We start from the raw sequence: 13547 nt of genomic DNA, 5'->3' as shown, positions 1-13547 counted from the left end.
CAGCCCGTGCACGACTGCGGCGTGGTCCGGCACGGTTGAGAGCAGGAACCGGCGAAGGCGCCGCGACCGACGGCAACGCCACCGGCCCCCGCACCCCGGCAGTCAGCCCATGCGCGACCGAGGCGTGGTCCGGCACGACTGGGAACCGGAACCGCCGAAGGTGCCGCACGCGACGGCAACGCCCACCGGCCGCCGCGCCACAGCGGTCAGCCCGCGCACGACCGAGGCGAGGTCCGTCATGGCTGAGAGCCGGAGGCGCCGCAAGCAACGACATCACCCACCGCCCGACGCGCCCAGGCGGTCAGCCCGTGCACTCCACCAGCGCGAACACCGTCTTGCCCCCACCGGCCCGCACCCGGTACCCCCACCGCCCCGAGATGGTGTCCACCACCATGATCCCCCGTCCCCGGTGCTCCCCCAGCCGGGACCGGCCGTACACCGGCTCGACCGGCGACTCGTCGTCCACCTCCACCTCCACCACGCACGGGTCGCGGTGGTGCACGATCCGCAGGTGCCCGGTGCCCGGGGTGTGGTCGAGGACGTTCGACACGAGCTCGGTGACCACGAGCTGCACGTCGTAGAGGTGGTCTTCACCGACGTCCGCCAAGGCGGTGGTGAGGTCGTGCCGCAGCCGCGACATCGACATGCCCGGCCGCACCGGCACGTCCACGACGGGGGGCGTCACGCGCGCCGACGCAGCACGAGCAGGGCGATGTCGTCCTGCTTGCCCTGGCCGAGCTCGGCCAGCAGGCGGTCGGCGAGGTCGTCCATGTCGTCGTCGTGCGAGACGGCGGCGCGCAGCCTCTCCATTCCCTCGTCCAGGTCGATGCCGGGGCGTTCGACCAGGCCGTCGGTGGTGAGCAGGACGGTGGTGCCGCGCGGCAACGGCAGTTCGGTGGCCTCGGGGCGGTCCAGGCCGATGCCGAGCAGCGGGCCCTTGACCGTGCTGTAGCGGGCGCCGTCCTCGTCGGCGATCAGCGGTGGCACGTGGCCCGCGTTCGCGACGGCCATCGTGCCCGCCTCCAGGTCGACCAGCAGCAGGCACATCGTGGTGAGGCCGCCGGTCGGGTGGAAGCGTTCGAGCAGCGTGTCGACCCTGCGGAGGATCTCGGCGGGGCGGTGGCCCTCGACGGCGTAGGCGCGCAGGGTGTGGCGCACCTCGGCCATCACCGTGGCGGCCTCGATCGAGTGGCCGCAGACGTCGCCGATCGCGATCAGCATGCGGCCGTCGAGCTCGATCACGTCGTAGAAGTCGCCGCCGATCTCGGCGTTGCTCGACGCGGGCACGTACCGGACCGTCATCGGCAGGTCGGCGTTGTGCGGCAGCTCGCGGGGCAGCAGGCTGCGTTGCAGCGTCAACGCCAGCGAGTGCTCCTCGGCGAACGTCAGCAGGCCCTCCGCCGCGAGTGCCGTCGCCTGGGCGAGCTGGCGCAGCAGGTTGCGGTCGTCGTCGCTGATCACGGCCCACGGCGGCACCGCGATGCCGATGGGGGGCCTGCGCAGCTTCGTGCGGGCCAGCGCCGCCACGGCCGGGACCGCCGCGTGCCACGGCACCGAGTCGGCCTCCACCACCGTGACGCCGACGCCGGGGTTGTGCGACGACATCCACTGCTCGACGTCGGCGTTGCCGGGGCGGAACCGGGCCTCCGGCTGTCGCACACCGCCCGTCGCGACGCAGACGACGCCGTCCGGATTGGTCAGGACGGCCGTGGCCTCCGCGTCGAGCACGTCCGCCGCCCCGACCGCGGCCGCCTCGGCCAGGCCCTCGAACGTCGTCGCGGCGTTGATGGCGAACGTCGCCGTGGTGAGCCGGGTGAGCCGGACGGCGAGGTGTTCGGCGAGCGCGCGGGCGCGGTGGTAGCGCAGCGCGGCCTCGACGTTGGCCAGCAGCTCGCCGGGGTCGACGGGCTCGGTGAGGTAGGCGTCCGCTCCCCTGGTGAGGCCGGTGACCTTGTCCTCGGGTTCGATGTAGGTCGCGGAGAGCATCACGACCGGGATCGAGCTCGTGCGCGGGTCGGCCTTGATCCTCTCGGTGACGTCGTAGCCGCTCATGTCGGGCAGGTGCACGTCCAGCAGGACCAGGTCGAACGACTGGGACCCCAGCGCCGTGAGCGCTTCTGCCGCGGTGGTCGCCTCCACGACCGTGTGGCCGCTGCGGCGCAACCAGCTGGACGCGATGAACCGGCTCGCCTCCAGGTCGTCGACGACGAGAACCCTGGCCGGTCCGCCGCCCATGGCTGACGGGTTCATCGACCCTCCGTTCTGCGCGCCGTGAGCTGGGCGTCCCTGATCGCGCGGCCCACCGTTTCGGGGGAGATCCGCGACTCGTGCACCATCGCGGCCCCGAGGCTGTGCACGCTGCGGGCGAGACCACCGGGGTCGTCGCCGGACACGACGACGACGGGCACCGCCCGCAGGTCCGGGTCGAGGCGCAGCACGGACAGCACGGCGCTGCCGCTCATCACGGGCGCGCTCGCGCTCACCACGACCAGGTCGGGCCGCCGGGCCTTCGCGAGGTTCAGGGCGGTGCGGCCGTCCTCGGCCTCGACGACCTCTGAGGCGATGTCCCGCACCGCGTCGCGCAGCCGCGCGCGGGTCTTCTCGTCGCCGTCCGCGATCAGCGCGCACGCGACGGGAGCCGGCCGCGCGAACTCGTCCTTCGCCGTCGGCAGGGTCAGCACGACCTCGGTGCCGATGCCCGGGGTGCTGCTCAGCGTCAGCGTGCCACCGAGGATCTCGGCGAGCTTGCGCGCGTACGACAGGCCGAGCCCGGTGCCGCTCGCCCCGACCTGCAGCGCGTTCGGCACCTGGTAGAACTCCTCGAACACCCGGCTCTGCTCCTCGGGCGGGATGCCGATGCCGGTGTCGCTGACCACGAACCGGATCTCGTCCGGACCGGGTCCCTTCTCCGCGGTGAAGCGGATCTCGCCGCGCTTGGTGAACTTGACCGCGTTGGAGAGCACGTTGCGCAGGATCCGCACGAGCATCGTCTCGTCGGTGACCAGTGACGGCAGGTCCGGGATCGCGTCCACGACCAGGCTCACGTCACCGGAGCGCAGCATCGGCCGCACTGCCGAGCGCAGCTGGGTGATCACGTAGTCGAGCGCGACGGGCGCCATCCGGGGCTGCAGGCTGCCCGACTCGGCCTTGGCGGTGTCGAGCAGCTCGTTGACCAGCGCGAGCAACGTCGCCGCGGACTCGTTGATCAGGTCGACGTGGTGGCGCTGGTCGGCGGTCAGGGGGTCGCCGCCGGGAGCGGCCAGCAACCGGGTCAGGCCGACCACGGAGTTGATCGGCGCGCGCAGCTCGTGGCTGATGTTGGACCAGAACCGGATGCGCGCGGCCGCGGCGTCCCGCAGCTCGGCGGACTTCGCGTCCAGGTCCGCGTACAGGGCGACGACGCCCTGGTTGGTCTGCTCCAGTTCGTCGGACAGCTCCTGGTAGAGCGCGACGACGCCGCGGTTGGTCTCCTCGAGCTCGTCGTTGAGGCGTTCGAGCTCCTTGCTCTTCGCCTCCAGGTTCTCGAGCGTCTCCAGGAGCTCCTGGTTCTGCGTGCGCAGCTCGTCGAGCGCACTGGTGCCGCTGTCCTCGCGCAGTTCCCGGAGAAGACTCTCGTCCGGTGCGACCACGTGGTGCACGTTCTTCACCAGCGTCGCGCCGCTCGCCGTCACGACGAGCTCGTCCATCAACCTGGTCGCGGTGTCCCAGCCGGGTCCGGACACCGTCACCCCGGCCTGCCAGGACAGTTCGACGAGCAGCGCGGAGGGACGGGTGCGCCGCAGCCGGAAGACCGCGGTCGTGCTCACGTCCTGCCGCACCAGCTCCCGGCCGATGTCGCTCAGCGCGGTCGCCACGCGGACCTGGTTCTGCCCGTCGAGCCCGACGGCGGCCGCGACCTGGCGACCGCGCTGACGCAGCAGGAACACGTCCCGCTCGTCGCCGATCACCAGGCGCAGCAGTTCGGTCGTCGTCATGTCGGTCTGGCCACGAGCACGCAGGCGTCGTCGTTGCGGACACCGGCTTCCCGCAGCAGTGTCGCCGCGATCAGCACGGGAGGGTCGTTGACCAGGTCGCTGCCGTGGTCGACGCCCCAGCGCTCGGTGAGGCCGTCGGAGTGCAGGACCACCACCGCGCTGTCCGGCAGCGCGTAGTCGAACGTCCGGATCGTGCGCGCCTGGTGGCCCGCCACGCCGGGCACCGAGATCATGCCCTGCTTGCGCCCGTCCGCCAGCACCGCGGCGGCGATGTTGCCGAGTCCGCAGTAGCGCACCGTCCGCGCGACCAGGTCGACGTCGGCGACCGCCACCGCTCCGCCGCGGGTGCCGCGCAACGCCGCGTGCAGCCTCGTGACCATCTGGTCCGGCGGCAGGGACGCGTTCGCCTGGAAGTACCGCACGGCCGCATCGGACGCCGCGGCCGCCAGCGGTCCGTGGCCCGAGCCGTCGCACATCATGAGCGTCAGCCGGTCGGAGCCGCGGCACACCGCGTACGCGTCACCGCACACGTCCTCGTTCTTGATCGGCCTGGTCACCCCGGCGGCGCTTTCCACGCCCCAGTCGGGTGCCCACCCCGCCCGGGACGCGAACCGCGCGACCAGCGACGTCCCCCCGCCCAGGCGCGACGTCATGGCGCAACTCGACGCGAGCCGGCGCACCGTGCCGAGCCCCACGCCCAGCGTGCCGGCGGTGGAGTGCCCGTCCTGCCACGCCAGGGCCTGGTCGCCGATGCCGGGGCCGCGGTCCACCGCCAGGACCTCGACCGCCGCGTCCCGCTCACCGCGCACGGACCTGACCAGCACGACGCCCTGCCGGGCGTGCTTGTGCAGGTTCGTCCCGATCTCGGTGACCGCGAGACCGACCTCGGCGGCGCGCGACTCGGAGAAACCGAGCCGTTCGGCGAGCGCCGTGGCCGTCCGCCGCACCCTGCCCACGTGGGCGGTCTCCTCGACCGGCAGCCAGGCCTCGTCGCGCACCAGCGGCAGGCAGGTCGCGGTGCTCATCTCTTCCACTTGACCACTGTCACCACCGTGCCGCGGCCGACCTCGGTGTCGAGGTCGAACTGGTCGACCAGGCGGCGGGCGCCGCTCAGTCCGAGGCCGAGGCCGCTCCCGCTGCTCCAGCCGTCGGCCAGGGCGAGCGTGAGGTCGGGGATTCCGGGACCCTCGTCGTGGAACGAAGCGCGCACGCCGGCGCGCCGTCCGTCGTTGACCTCCTCGACGCGGGCGAAGCCTCCGCCGCCGTAGATCAGCGTGTTGCGGGCGAGCTCGCTGGCCGCGGTGACCAGCTTCGTCTGGTCGACCAGCGACAGCTTCGTCTGCTGCGCGTACGTGCGCACGAGCTGGCGCACGCGCACCACGTCGTCGTCGCCGGCGATCGACAGCTCCTCCGGGCCGTCGGACCGGGGCGGCATCAGGCGTCCCGCCGGATTTGCTCCAGGATCTTCATGCCGCGTTCGAGGTTCAGCGCCGTGCGCACGCCACCGAGCGTGAGACCCAGTTCCACGAGCGTGATCGCGACGGCCGGACGCATGCCCACCACGACGGTGTCGGCGTCGAACAGCCGCGAGATCGAGGCGATCGTGGCGAACATCCGGCCGATGAACGAGTCGACGATCTCCACCGCGGAGATGTCGATGACCACGCCGTGGGCGCCGGTCGCGCTGATCTTCTCCGCCAGGTCCTCCTGCAGCGCCAGCACGCTCTGGTCCTGCAGGTCGATCTGGATGGAGACGAGCAGCACGCCGCCGATCTTCAGAATCGGGACGCGTTCCATCACACGACCTCGCGGCGCACGACGTCCACGCCGTCCCGGCGCAGCGCGTGCCGCAGGGCGTCGGCCAGCGAGGCCTTCGTGACGATGTCGCCGAACTCGATGCCCAGCGCCACGATCGTCTGCGCGATCTGCGGGCGGATGCCGGACACGATGCACTCCGCGCCCATGAGCCGCGCCGCGACGACGGTCTTGAGCAGGTGCTGCGCGACCTGGGTGTCCACGGCGAACACACCGGTGATGTCGATGATCGCGTGCTCGGAGCCGGTCTCGACCAGCATCTCCAGCAGCTTCTCCATCACGACCTGGGTGCGCGCGGAGTCGAGCGTGCCCACGAGCGGCACCGCCAGCACGCCCTCCCAGATCTTCACGACCGGCGTGGTCAGCTCCAGCAGCTGCTCGGACTGCTCGCGGATGATCTCCTCGCGCGCCCGCGCGTAGAACTCGAAGGTCAGCAGGCCGAGGGCGTCGAGCAGGCTGGAGAACTCCAGCACCTGGCGGAAGAGCTCCGGGTCCTCGTCGCCCTCGGTCAGGCCGAAGACCTCGCGCTTGAGCGAGAACACGCTCGACGCGGTCTCCGACGGCGTGAAGCCGGACCGCACCCGGTTGCGCGAGTACTCCTCCAGCAGCGACCGGATCTCGGCGAACTCCGGCCCGCCCGTGTTCCGGCCGTCACTGCCGACCAGGGGCAGCAGCGCCGCGAAGAACTCCTTGAAGTCGGACTCGAGCTCCGACTTGGTCGACCGTCCCCGCAGCAGGGCGGCCACCGCGTCCACCCACTTGTCGATCAAGGACTCGGCATTCGTGCGCAACAGCTCGGTCAAGCGTTGCGCGTGCCCTGCGTCCGAAGTCACCAAGTCCTCCTCAAACGGTCAACCACTTCGCAGACACTAGCTGTGCTCCCGGGAACCACCACAGGTGGTCACCACGTTTAGGGGCTTCGTCCCGGAGGTAACTCCTGCCTGCTCACCAGAGACAGGAAGGCACGCTCTTGGCCGTCGTCGACGACCCTCCTGATTCCTCCCACGTGCTGGAGTTGGACAGTGAGGTGCCTGACATCGCCGTGGTCCGCCGGTGGGCGAGCACCGCACTGCCGTCGCTGCACGAGGACGACCTGCTCGACGTGCAGCTCGTCGTGACCGAGCTCGTCTCGAACGTCTACGACCACGGCCGGTTCCCCGCGCGCCTGCGGCTGCGCCGCACCGGCGCGGCGGGCGGCGTCGAGGTCGTGGTGGAGGACGCCTCCGCCACTCCCCCGGCGCTGCAACCGTCCTCCCCGGACTCGGTGCGGGGCCGCGGCCTCGTGCTGGTCGACCAGCTCTCCGAGCGCTGGGGCGTGACGCCCCAGCAGACCGGTAAAGCCGTGTGGGCGGTCGTGCCCTGCACCGCGACCCCGTGACGCGTCGGACGGCGTGGCAGCTCGGGATCGCGGTGCCGGGCGTGGCCGGGTGCGGGCGGTAGCGCTCACCGGGTCGCGAACGGGCCGCCCGGTGCGAAGGCGTACCGGGCGAACCGCTCTCCGATCAGCTCGTGCGCGGCGGTGTCCGGGTGCAGCGCGTCCGGCAACGGGTGCTCGGCCGCGTCCTGCTCGCCGTAGAGCCGGGTGCCGTCGAGGTGGTGCAGGTTCGGGTCCTCCTCCCGGCGCCCGGCGAGCGACTCCAGGGCTTCGCGGACGACCCGCAGGGTGAGCTGCGGCGCCGGGCCGTGCGGACCGGTCGCGGAGAAGCGCACCCCGCCCCGGCCGTCGAGGTCCATCCGGCCGGGGCCGGGCGTGTCCTCGTAGGCGCCGCAGAAGATCGGCGACATCAGCACCAGCGGCGTCTCCGGGTGGCCGTCGCGGATCGTGTCGAGGAACCCGTGCACCGCCGGCACGAACGCCCGCAGCCGCATCACGTCGAAGTTCACCACGTTGATGCCGAGCTTCACGCTGATCAGGTCGGCGGGGCTGTCGCGCATCACGCGGGCGACGAACGGGTCGACCAGCGCGCTGCCGCCGAAGCCGAGGCTGTGCAGCTCGACGTCCCCCAGGCGGGACGCGACGGCGGGCCAGGTCCGGGTGGGCGTCGTGGCGTTCGACCCGTGGCTGATCGAGCTGCCGTGGTGCAGCCAGATCCGCCTGGCCGAGGTCAGCGGCGTGACCGGTTCGTCGGTGCGCAGGGCCCGCAGGTCCACGGTTTCGTTGTGCGGCAGCCAGAGCTCGACGTGCTTCTCGTCGGTGCCGAGGTCGCTGAACCTGGTGGTGCACGGAACGCCCGCGTGGAGCCGCGTCGCTCCGGTCTCCGGGTCGATCTCGATCCGGTCGCCGCCGCCGACCTGGCCGCTCGCGACTCGATCGCCGTTCACGACCAGGTCGACATAACCGCGTGGGCGGCTGACGCCCGTGTACGAGACATAGGTGGTGTGGAGGTCCAGCTCGATCGTGGTGGCCTTCGTCGCGAACACCAGGCGCACGCCTGCCGGGCGGCTTTCCGCGCCGAGCAGCTGGGGGTCCGGGAACCGGGTGCGGACCCAGGTGGGGAGGCGGTGCGGGCGGACGCCCCGGCTGGTCCGCTCCAGCTCGGCGGCGCCTCGCACGATCTCGTCGGTCAGCGGGGTGATGATCATGGTCACGTCTCGTCCCGGGTGGTGGGCCAGGCGTTCAGGAGGGCGTCGAGGGCGGCCACCGTTCTGCGCCAGGACTCCTCCGGTGCCGGCTCGCTGTGGTCGAAGCCGCCGGTGCGTTCCAGGGACAGGAAGCCGTTGATCGTGCTGCCCAGCAGGCGGATGGCGTGCACGCGCTCGCTCGCGGGCACCGGATAGCCCCTGAGGACGGCACCGGCCTGTTCCGCCATGCTCCTGGCCGCGTCCGAGCGGACCACCGGCCGGCCGGCCCTGCGCTGGAGGGACTGCCAGCGGCCCGGGAACGCCCGCGCGTAGCCGCGGTGGGTGTCGGCGAAGGCCTGGAGGGCCTGCCTGCCGGATCTTCCGGCTATCGCCACGCTGATCTCGGCGGACAGTTCGGCCAGGGCTCGTGCGGTGATGCCGTCCCTGAGGGCTTCCAGGTCTTCGACATGGGTGTAGAGACTGGGGGCTTGCACGCCCAGGCGTCGTGCCACCGCCGAGAGGGTCACGGCCTGGAAGCCCTGCTCGTCGGCCAGGGTGGCTGCTTCGGCGATCACAGCCGGTGCGGTCAGGGCTTGGCGCATGCGACCCAGCCTATGCCCTTTAGGCTTCGGCCTACTGGTCTTAGGTCAGGTCTGACGCAACCGTTCCGCCTCGGCTTCGCTCACGGCGAGGTACGGGATGTTCGGCTTGCGGGACAACAGGTCCGTCGGGACCCACCGGCCGCGCTCGACGTGCCGTTCGTCGACGTCGTCCTCGCGCCGCACCACCGCCTCGGCGCGCTCGAAGTCCAGCGCGGCCGCGAAGTCGGCGAAGACCGCGAAGTACCCGCAAGCGTCGCCGCGGTGCCGCTCGGTCCTCTCGCTGCTCGCCCTGTAGTACCTCGCCAGGGTCATGGCCTCCTCGTCGTACTCGGTGATGACCCGGTCCGGTTCGTCCTGCCGGCGCGACAGCAACGCCGAGGGCTCCCACCGGAGGTCGCGCGCGGACTCCTCGGTGCTCCCGGCCAGGCGGAGCAGCGCCACCCGGCCCTGCGGCCCGCGGACCTCGAAGTAGCGGGGCCGCCGGTCGTCGAGCGCGCGCGTGACGCGGTCGAGGCCGGACCTGCCCAGCGGCAGGGTGATGAGCCTCGACGGGTTCGGGGTGCGCAGCCACACTCCCCCACGCAGGTACATCTCCCAGTGGCCGTGCGGGTCCACGCGGATCACCGAGGACGCGATGACGGGGTCGACGACGTCCTCCAGTCGCGAGAAGACGGCGAAGTGGTGGTGGCCGCCGACCGCTTCGGCGGTGCGGCGGGCATGCCGCACGTGCAGGCGCAGGCCGATCTGCTCGGCCTCCCGGGGGCTCAGGGGCGCGGAGATCCGCTGCCGGTCCTCGCGCGCGGGCACCACCTCGGTGGCCGCGTCCGGGTCGAGGACGTCGGTCAGGCTGTCGAACAGCGCGAAGCCACCGGTCAGGGTGGCCTGGTCGCGCAGGCGGCGCCGCTGGGTGAGCGCGGCCATCATCTCGACGGCCTTCTCCATGCCGACCTCGACGGCGTTCATCCGCGGCTCCCGCGTCGCCTGGTCGAGCAGCCGGGACGGCTGGGGCTCCGCCTCGCCGGTGCAGGCCAGTTCGTCGTCCGGGCTGGCGCGCACCTTGACGACGACGGCGACCGGGTTCCGGTCCACGAACACGACGTGGTGGCTGCAGCCGCGGTCCCACCTGTCGTCGATCAGCTCCTTGAGCCGCAGGGCCTCGGACTCGCTGATCGCGACGTACGCCTCGTCCGGGTCGTCGCCGGAGTCGATGCGGTGGAGCTTGCCGGACCGCTCCCACGTCCCGTGGCCGGCGTACTCCTCCTCGACGCTGCCCTCGGGGCGGCGGATCAGCCGGTCGGCGTTGTCGAGGTCCAGCACGCCGAGGGCGTGCTTGAAGCTCGCGTAGTACTTGTAGTCCGCCAACTCCGACTCGTGCCTCCGGGCACGGAGCACGCGGATCATCTCGACGAGGAAGCCGTTGGCGTAGCCGACGTTCGCGTCACGTGCCGTCCACGACGGCTCGGACTCCACGCGGCTCAACAGGTCCGACGGTTCCCAGCGCAGCTCGTGACCGAAGGCTTCCTCCACCGTGCCGGTCAGTCGCACGACGGCGTGCGGAAGCCGTTGGCCTTCAACGAGGATGATGACGTAGCGGACGTCCGGGTCCTCTTCCGCGGCGTAGTGGTCCCGCAGGCCCCAGCTGTCGACGTCCACACCCACTGCGATCCCCCCAGAGCTTTCGGGGCAGTCTAGGGCATCCCTAACGCCGCACCAGCGTGCGAACGGCCACAGTGGCCCATGCGAGCACCAGCACTCCGTACAGCACAACGGCGACACCGGTGAACATCGCCGACGGCACGCGCGTCGCCAGCGCGCTCGTCCCGGTCACGAGGGTGCCGAGCGGGAAGACGAAGCTCCACCACGTCAACGCGAACGGCAGGCCGCGCCGCGCCGTCCGGACGGTCACGGCCGCCGCGAGTGCCGTCCACAGCAACGCGAAGCCCCACGTGATCGTGCCGTACAGGACGCCGAACGCGGTCTGGCCGGGGAGCACGGGCACGCCGGCGAGCAGGTTCGCGGCGGTGATCGACTGGCCGAGCGGGCCGAGCACGATCCACAGCGTCGGCACGGTGGAGGCGGCTCCCGGGCCGTGCCGGACGAGCCGCTGCCAGATCTGCGGCACGATCACGACCGTCGCGAACAGGCTGACGCCGAACAGGGCGTAGCAGCCGAGGACCAGGGCCTGCCGCGGCGGTCCCTCCGGCAGGTGCCCGGCGAGCAGGGCGCCGGACGCCGCGGACACCATCGGCGGCACGACGGGCATCAGCCAGCCGCCGAACGCGCGCTCGCCGCTGCCGATCATCCGCAGCGGCACCAGCACCGACGTCGCGAGACCGAGCAGGGTGCCGACCGTCCACAGTGCCCAGTCGACGGCCAGGGCCGCGGGCAGCCCGATCCAGTCACGGCCGAGCAGCAACGCGCCCGTGCCGACGGTCATCAGCGCCATCGGTGGCGCGCCCCAGAACTGCGCCATCACGGGGTCGGCGAGCTGCGCCCGGACCGTGGACCACGTCCAGCGCCTCGCGGCGGCGGCCACGAGGAAGACCAGCAGCGCGGCGTCGAGCGCCCAGACGCACGTGGCGGCGGTGCGCAGGCCGGGCATCGCGGCACCGGCCGTGGCGACGATCCCGGTCCCCATCACGGAGGCGAAGAGGTTCGGGCCGAAGGGCGCCGCTCGTCGCACCTCGGGGGCACGGTGTGGATGAGGTGCGAGAGCGGTCACGACATGACGATCCTCCCGCCGCGCCGGCTCCGGTAGGCGGCGATCGCCGATGTGCACATAGGCTGCCCCTATGCCTCTGCCGTCCAGGGTCACCGACCTGACCAGCTTCGACCTGCTGCTGAGCGTGGCGGAGCTGGGCAGCATCGGCCGGGCGGCCCGCGCCCACGGCATGTCGCAGCCCAGCGCCAGCGAACGGCTCAGGACGCTCGAGTCCCGCGTCGGCGTGCCGTTGCTCGAACGCACCCCGCGCGGTGCCCGGCTCACCACGGAGGGCCAGCTCGTCGCCGGGTGGGCGGCGCAGGTGCTCGAACGGGCGACCGACCTCGACGCCGGCATCACCAGCCTGCGCGCGGACCGGCAGAGCCACCTCCGCGTCGCCGCGAGCCTCACCGTCGCCGAGTACCTGCTGCCCGCGTGGCTCATCGCGCTGCGGACCGTCAGCCCGGACACGGCGACCGTGCTGTCCGCGGGCAACTCGGCGCACGTGGCCGAGCAGGTGCTGGCCGACCGCGCGGACCTCGGTTTCATCGAGAGCACCGACGTGCCGGCGGGCCTCGCCACCCGTGTCGTCGCCCACGACGAACTGGTGCTCGTCGTCGCTCCCGGCCACCCCTGGTCCGGGCGCCGCCGCGTCACGGCCGCGAAGGCCGCCGCGACCCCGCTGGTCGTCAGGGAGCCCGGTTCCGGCACGCGCCAGGCGTGGGAGCACGCCCTGAATGCCGCGGGCGTGAGCGAGTCCGCCGGCCCGCTGCTGGAGATGTCGTCGACCACCGCCATCAAGGCGGCCGCGATCGGCGGCATCGGCCCGGCCGTGCTGAGCCTGCACACCGTCGCCACCGACGTCGCCGCCCGCACGCTCGTCCGCGTCGAGGTGGCCGGCGTGGACCTGCACCGCGCGCTGCGGGCGGTGTGGCCGGCGGGCAGGACACCCCGGGGCCCCGCCTCCGACCTCCTGGCCATCGCGACGCGTAGTCTCACCGATCGTGCCGACCGGCGGTAGCAAACAGGTTCGCGCCGCGCGCAAGCGCAAGAAGCGCATGGCGCGCGTCGTCAACGACCTCACCGACGCGCAGTGGGACGCCCTCAAGGCGTCGTGGGGCGGCTGCGCCTATTGCGGCGCCCCCGCCACCTCACTCCAGAAGGACTGCGTGCAGGCGCTCTCGCGCGGAGGCCGCTACACGCTCGCGAACGTCGTGCCCGCGTGCGGCTCCTGCAACGCCAGCAAGTGCAACGCCGAGGTGACGGGCTGGCTGCGGCGCAAGAAGCTCGACGAGCGCGCGTTCCTGGTGCGCCACTACGAGATCTCGGCCGAGCTCACGAGCCGCTTCCCGCCGGTCGAACCTGCGCCCTGACGGGCCTCGGACCGCCCTGTCCACAGTGGAGCCGCCGTCAGGCCGTGTTGCGCACGGCGGTGTACCCCCGGAACAGCGCGTCCCAGGCCTTCTTGCAGCGGGCGTCGAGCTGGCTGTCCGCACTCGTGCCACCGGCGGCGAACCACGGCTCGCAGGGCGCGATGGCGGCGAGCTGGGTGCGGACCTCGGCGAGGGCGGCCTGGCCCGCGGGCGGGAGCTTGGAGGACTGCTTCTCGACCTCGGCGACCACGCCTGTCACGTCGGGCATGACGTGGGTGCAGTTGTCGGCGGGATCGACCGGTTCGCCGCGCAGGCGGGCGGCGCAGTCCGTGAGCAGGACACCGATCGCGTCGAGCCGGGGCTGCAGGTCCGGCAGCGGTGAGCCGGCCGACGACGCGGGGGCCGGGGTGATCGTGGGCAGGGACGAGGTCCCGGTACCGCACCCGGCCAGCAGGAAAGCCAGCGCAATGGCGGAGTGGCGCATGCCTGGAGCGTAGCGAGGCGGAGGGGCCGCCAGAGC

Annotated in this window: 16 protein-coding genes; 3 read left to right on the top strand and 13 right to left on the bottom strand. The window is 72.4% G+C overall.

Going from position 1 to position 13547, the window contains the following annotated elements; translation table 11 throughout:
- Positions 1–102: 102 nt before the first annotated feature.
- The 8 genes from V1227_RS02980 to V1227_RS02945 form a co-directional block, all read right to left on the bottom strand.
- Entirely contained in the window at positions 103–240 is a 138-nt protein-coding gene (locus V1227_RS02980) for a hypothetical protein (protein ID WP_329790914.1), read from the bottom strand.
- 61 nt (positions 241–301) lie between these two features.
- The gene (locus tag V1227_RS02975) at positions 302–685 is read right to left on the bottom strand and encodes an ATP-binding protein (protein ID WP_329790913.1); all 384 of its coding nucleotides are present in this window, start codon (positions 683–685) and stop codon (positions 302–304) included.
- Entirely contained in the window at positions 682–2250 is a 1569-nt protein-coding gene (locus V1227_RS02970; protein WP_329790912.1) for a fused response regulator/phosphatase, read from the bottom strand. Before V1227_RS02970 ends, V1227_RS02975 begins: the two co-directional genes overlap by 4 nt.
- Positions 2247–3974, bottom strand: coding sequence for an ATP-binding response regulator (locus V1227_RS02965; RefSeq protein WP_329790911.1), 1728 nt, complete (start codon positions 3972–3974; stop codon positions 2247–2249). The genes V1227_RS02970 and V1227_RS02965 overlap by 4 nt, the downstream gene beginning before the upstream one ends.
- The gene (locus tag V1227_RS02960; RefSeq protein WP_329790910.1) at positions 3971–4999 is read right to left on the bottom strand and encodes an ATP-binding SpoIIE family protein phosphatase; all 1029 of its coding nucleotides are present in this window, start codon (positions 4997–4999) and stop codon (positions 3971–3973) included. Before V1227_RS02960 ends, V1227_RS02965 begins: the two co-directional genes overlap by 4 nt.
- Entirely contained in the window at positions 4996–5409 is a 414-nt protein-coding gene (locus V1227_RS02955; protein ID WP_329790909.1) for an ATP-binding protein, read from the bottom strand. Before V1227_RS02955 ends, V1227_RS02960 begins: the two co-directional genes overlap by 4 nt.
- On the bottom strand, positions 5409–5771 hold the full coding sequence (locus V1227_RS02950) for an STAS domain-containing protein (RefSeq protein WP_329790908.1): 363 nt from the start codon (positions 5769–5771) through the stop codon (positions 5409–5411). Before V1227_RS02950 ends, V1227_RS02955 begins: the two co-directional genes overlap by 1 nt.
- Positions 5771–6622 carry an STAS domain-containing protein gene (locus tag V1227_RS02945; protein ID WP_329790907.1) on the bottom strand — a complete coding sequence of 284 codons (852 nt, stop codon included), beginning with the start codon at positions 6620–6622 and terminating at the stop codon, positions 5771–5773. Before V1227_RS02945 ends, V1227_RS02950 begins: the two co-directional genes overlap by 1 nt.
- A gap of 194 nt (positions 6623–6816) precedes the next feature.
- On the opposite strand from V1227_RS02945, the gene V1227_RS02940 reads away from it, so the two are divergent.
- Positions 6817–7167 carry an ATP-binding protein gene (locus tag V1227_RS02940; protein ID WP_329790906.1) on the top strand — a complete coding sequence of 117 codons (351 nt, stop codon included), beginning with the start codon at positions 6817–6819 and terminating at the stop codon, positions 7165–7167.
- A 65-nt stretch (positions 7168–7232) separates the two neighbouring features.
- Here the strand turns inward: V1227_RS02940 and V1227_RS02935 are convergent, their stop codons facing one another.
- The 4 genes from V1227_RS02935 to V1227_RS02920 are packed head-to-tail and all read right to left on the bottom strand — an operon-like array spanning position 7233 to position 11675.
- Positions 7233–8372, bottom strand: a complete 1140-nt coding sequence (locus V1227_RS02935) for a GDSL-type esterase/lipase family protein (protein WP_329793946.1) — start codon at positions 8370–8372, stop codon at positions 7233–7235.
- A gap of 2 nt (positions 8373–8374) precedes the next feature.
- The gene (locus V1227_RS02930) at positions 8375–8953 is read right to left on the bottom strand and encodes a TetR/AcrR family transcriptional regulator (protein WP_329790905.1); all 579 of its coding nucleotides are present in this window, start codon (positions 8951–8953) and stop codon (positions 8375–8377) included.
- Positions 8954–8998: 45 nt separating this feature from the next.
- Entirely contained in the window at positions 8999–10606 is a 1608-nt protein-coding gene (locus tag V1227_RS02925) for a hypothetical protein (protein ID WP_329790904.1), read from the bottom strand.
- Positions 10607–10652: 46 nt separating this feature from the next.
- Positions 10653–11675, bottom strand: a complete 1023-nt coding sequence (locus V1227_RS02920; protein WP_329790903.1) for a TDT family transporter — start codon at positions 11673–11675, stop codon at positions 10653–10655.
- Positions 11676–11745: 70 nt separating this feature from the next.
- Between V1227_RS02920 and V1227_RS02915 the strand changes: the two genes are divergently transcribed.
- Both V1227_RS02915 and V1227_RS02910 read left to right on the top strand, forming a co-directional pair.
- Positions 11746–12675, top strand: a complete 930-nt coding sequence (locus V1227_RS02915; protein WP_329790902.1) for a LysR family transcriptional regulator — start codon at positions 11746–11748, stop codon at positions 12673–12675.
- Positions 12659–13027 (top strand): HNH endonuclease, encoded by a 369-nt coding sequence (locus V1227_RS02910; protein ID WP_329790901.1) that lies wholly within the window; start codon positions 12659–12661, stop codon positions 13025–13027. Before V1227_RS02915 ends, V1227_RS02910 begins: the two co-directional genes overlap by 17 nt.
- 37 nt (positions 13028–13064) lie before the next feature.
- Here V1227_RS02910 and V1227_RS02905 read toward each other — a convergent pair whose 3' ends face one another.
- Entirely contained in the window at positions 13065–13511 is a 447-nt protein-coding gene (locus V1227_RS02905; protein ID WP_329790900.1) for a hypothetical protein, read from the bottom strand.
- Positions 13512–13547: the final 36 nt, after the last annotated feature.

It is taken from the genome of Lentzea sp. DG1S-22 (assembly GCF_036321065.1).
Lineage (GTDB): Bacteria > Actinomycetota > Actinomycetes > Mycobacteriales > Pseudonocardiaceae > Lentzea > Lentzea jiangxiensis.
This window is presented reverse-complemented; position numbering and strand designations above follow the sequence as displayed.

What these genes read in the sequence shown, in the direction of transcription:
- V1227_RS02930 (WP_329790905.1), bottom strand. Translation starts at nt 8,953, where the DNA reads ATGCGCCAAGCCCTGACCGCACCGGCTGTGATCGCCGAAGCAGCCACC.
- V1227_RS02960 (WP_329790910.1), bottom strand. Translation starts at nt 4,999, where the DNA reads ATGAGCACCGCGACCTGCCTGCCGCTGGTGCGCGACGAGGCCTGGCTG.
- V1227_RS02965 (WP_329790911.1), bottom strand. Translation starts at nt 3,974, where the DNA reads ATGACGACGACCGAACTGCTGCGCCTGGTGATCGGCGACGAGCGGGAC.
- V1227_RS02970 (WP_329790912.1), bottom strand. Translation starts at nt 2,250, where the DNA reads ATGAACCCGTCAGCCATGGGCGGCGGACCGGCCAGGGTTCTCGTCGTC.
- V1227_RS02950 (WP_329790908.1), bottom strand. Translation starts at nt 5,771, where the DNA reads ATGGAACGCGTCCCGATTCTGAAGATCGGCGGCGTGCTGCTCGTCTCC.
- V1227_RS02935 (WP_329793946.1), bottom strand. Translation starts at nt 8,372, where the DNA reads ATGATCATCACCCCGCTGACCGACGAGATCGTGCGAGGCGCCGCCGAG.
- V1227_RS02915 (WP_329790902.1), top strand. Translation starts at nt 11,746, where the DNA reads ATGCCTCTGCCGTCCAGGGTCACCGACCTGACCAGCTTCGACCTGCTG.
- V1227_RS02980 (WP_329790914.1), bottom strand. Translation starts at nt 240, where the DNA reads ATGACGGACCTCGCCTCGGTCGTGCGCGGGCTGACCGCTGTGGCGCGG.
- V1227_RS02905 (WP_329790900.1), bottom strand. Translation starts at nt 13,511, where the DNA reads ATGCGCCACTCCGCCATTGCGCTGGCTTTCCTGCTGGCCGGGTGCGGT.
- V1227_RS02955 (WP_329790909.1), bottom strand. Translation starts at nt 5,409, where the DNA reads ATGCCGCCCCGGTCCGACGGCCCGGAGGAGCTGTCGATCGCCGGCGAC.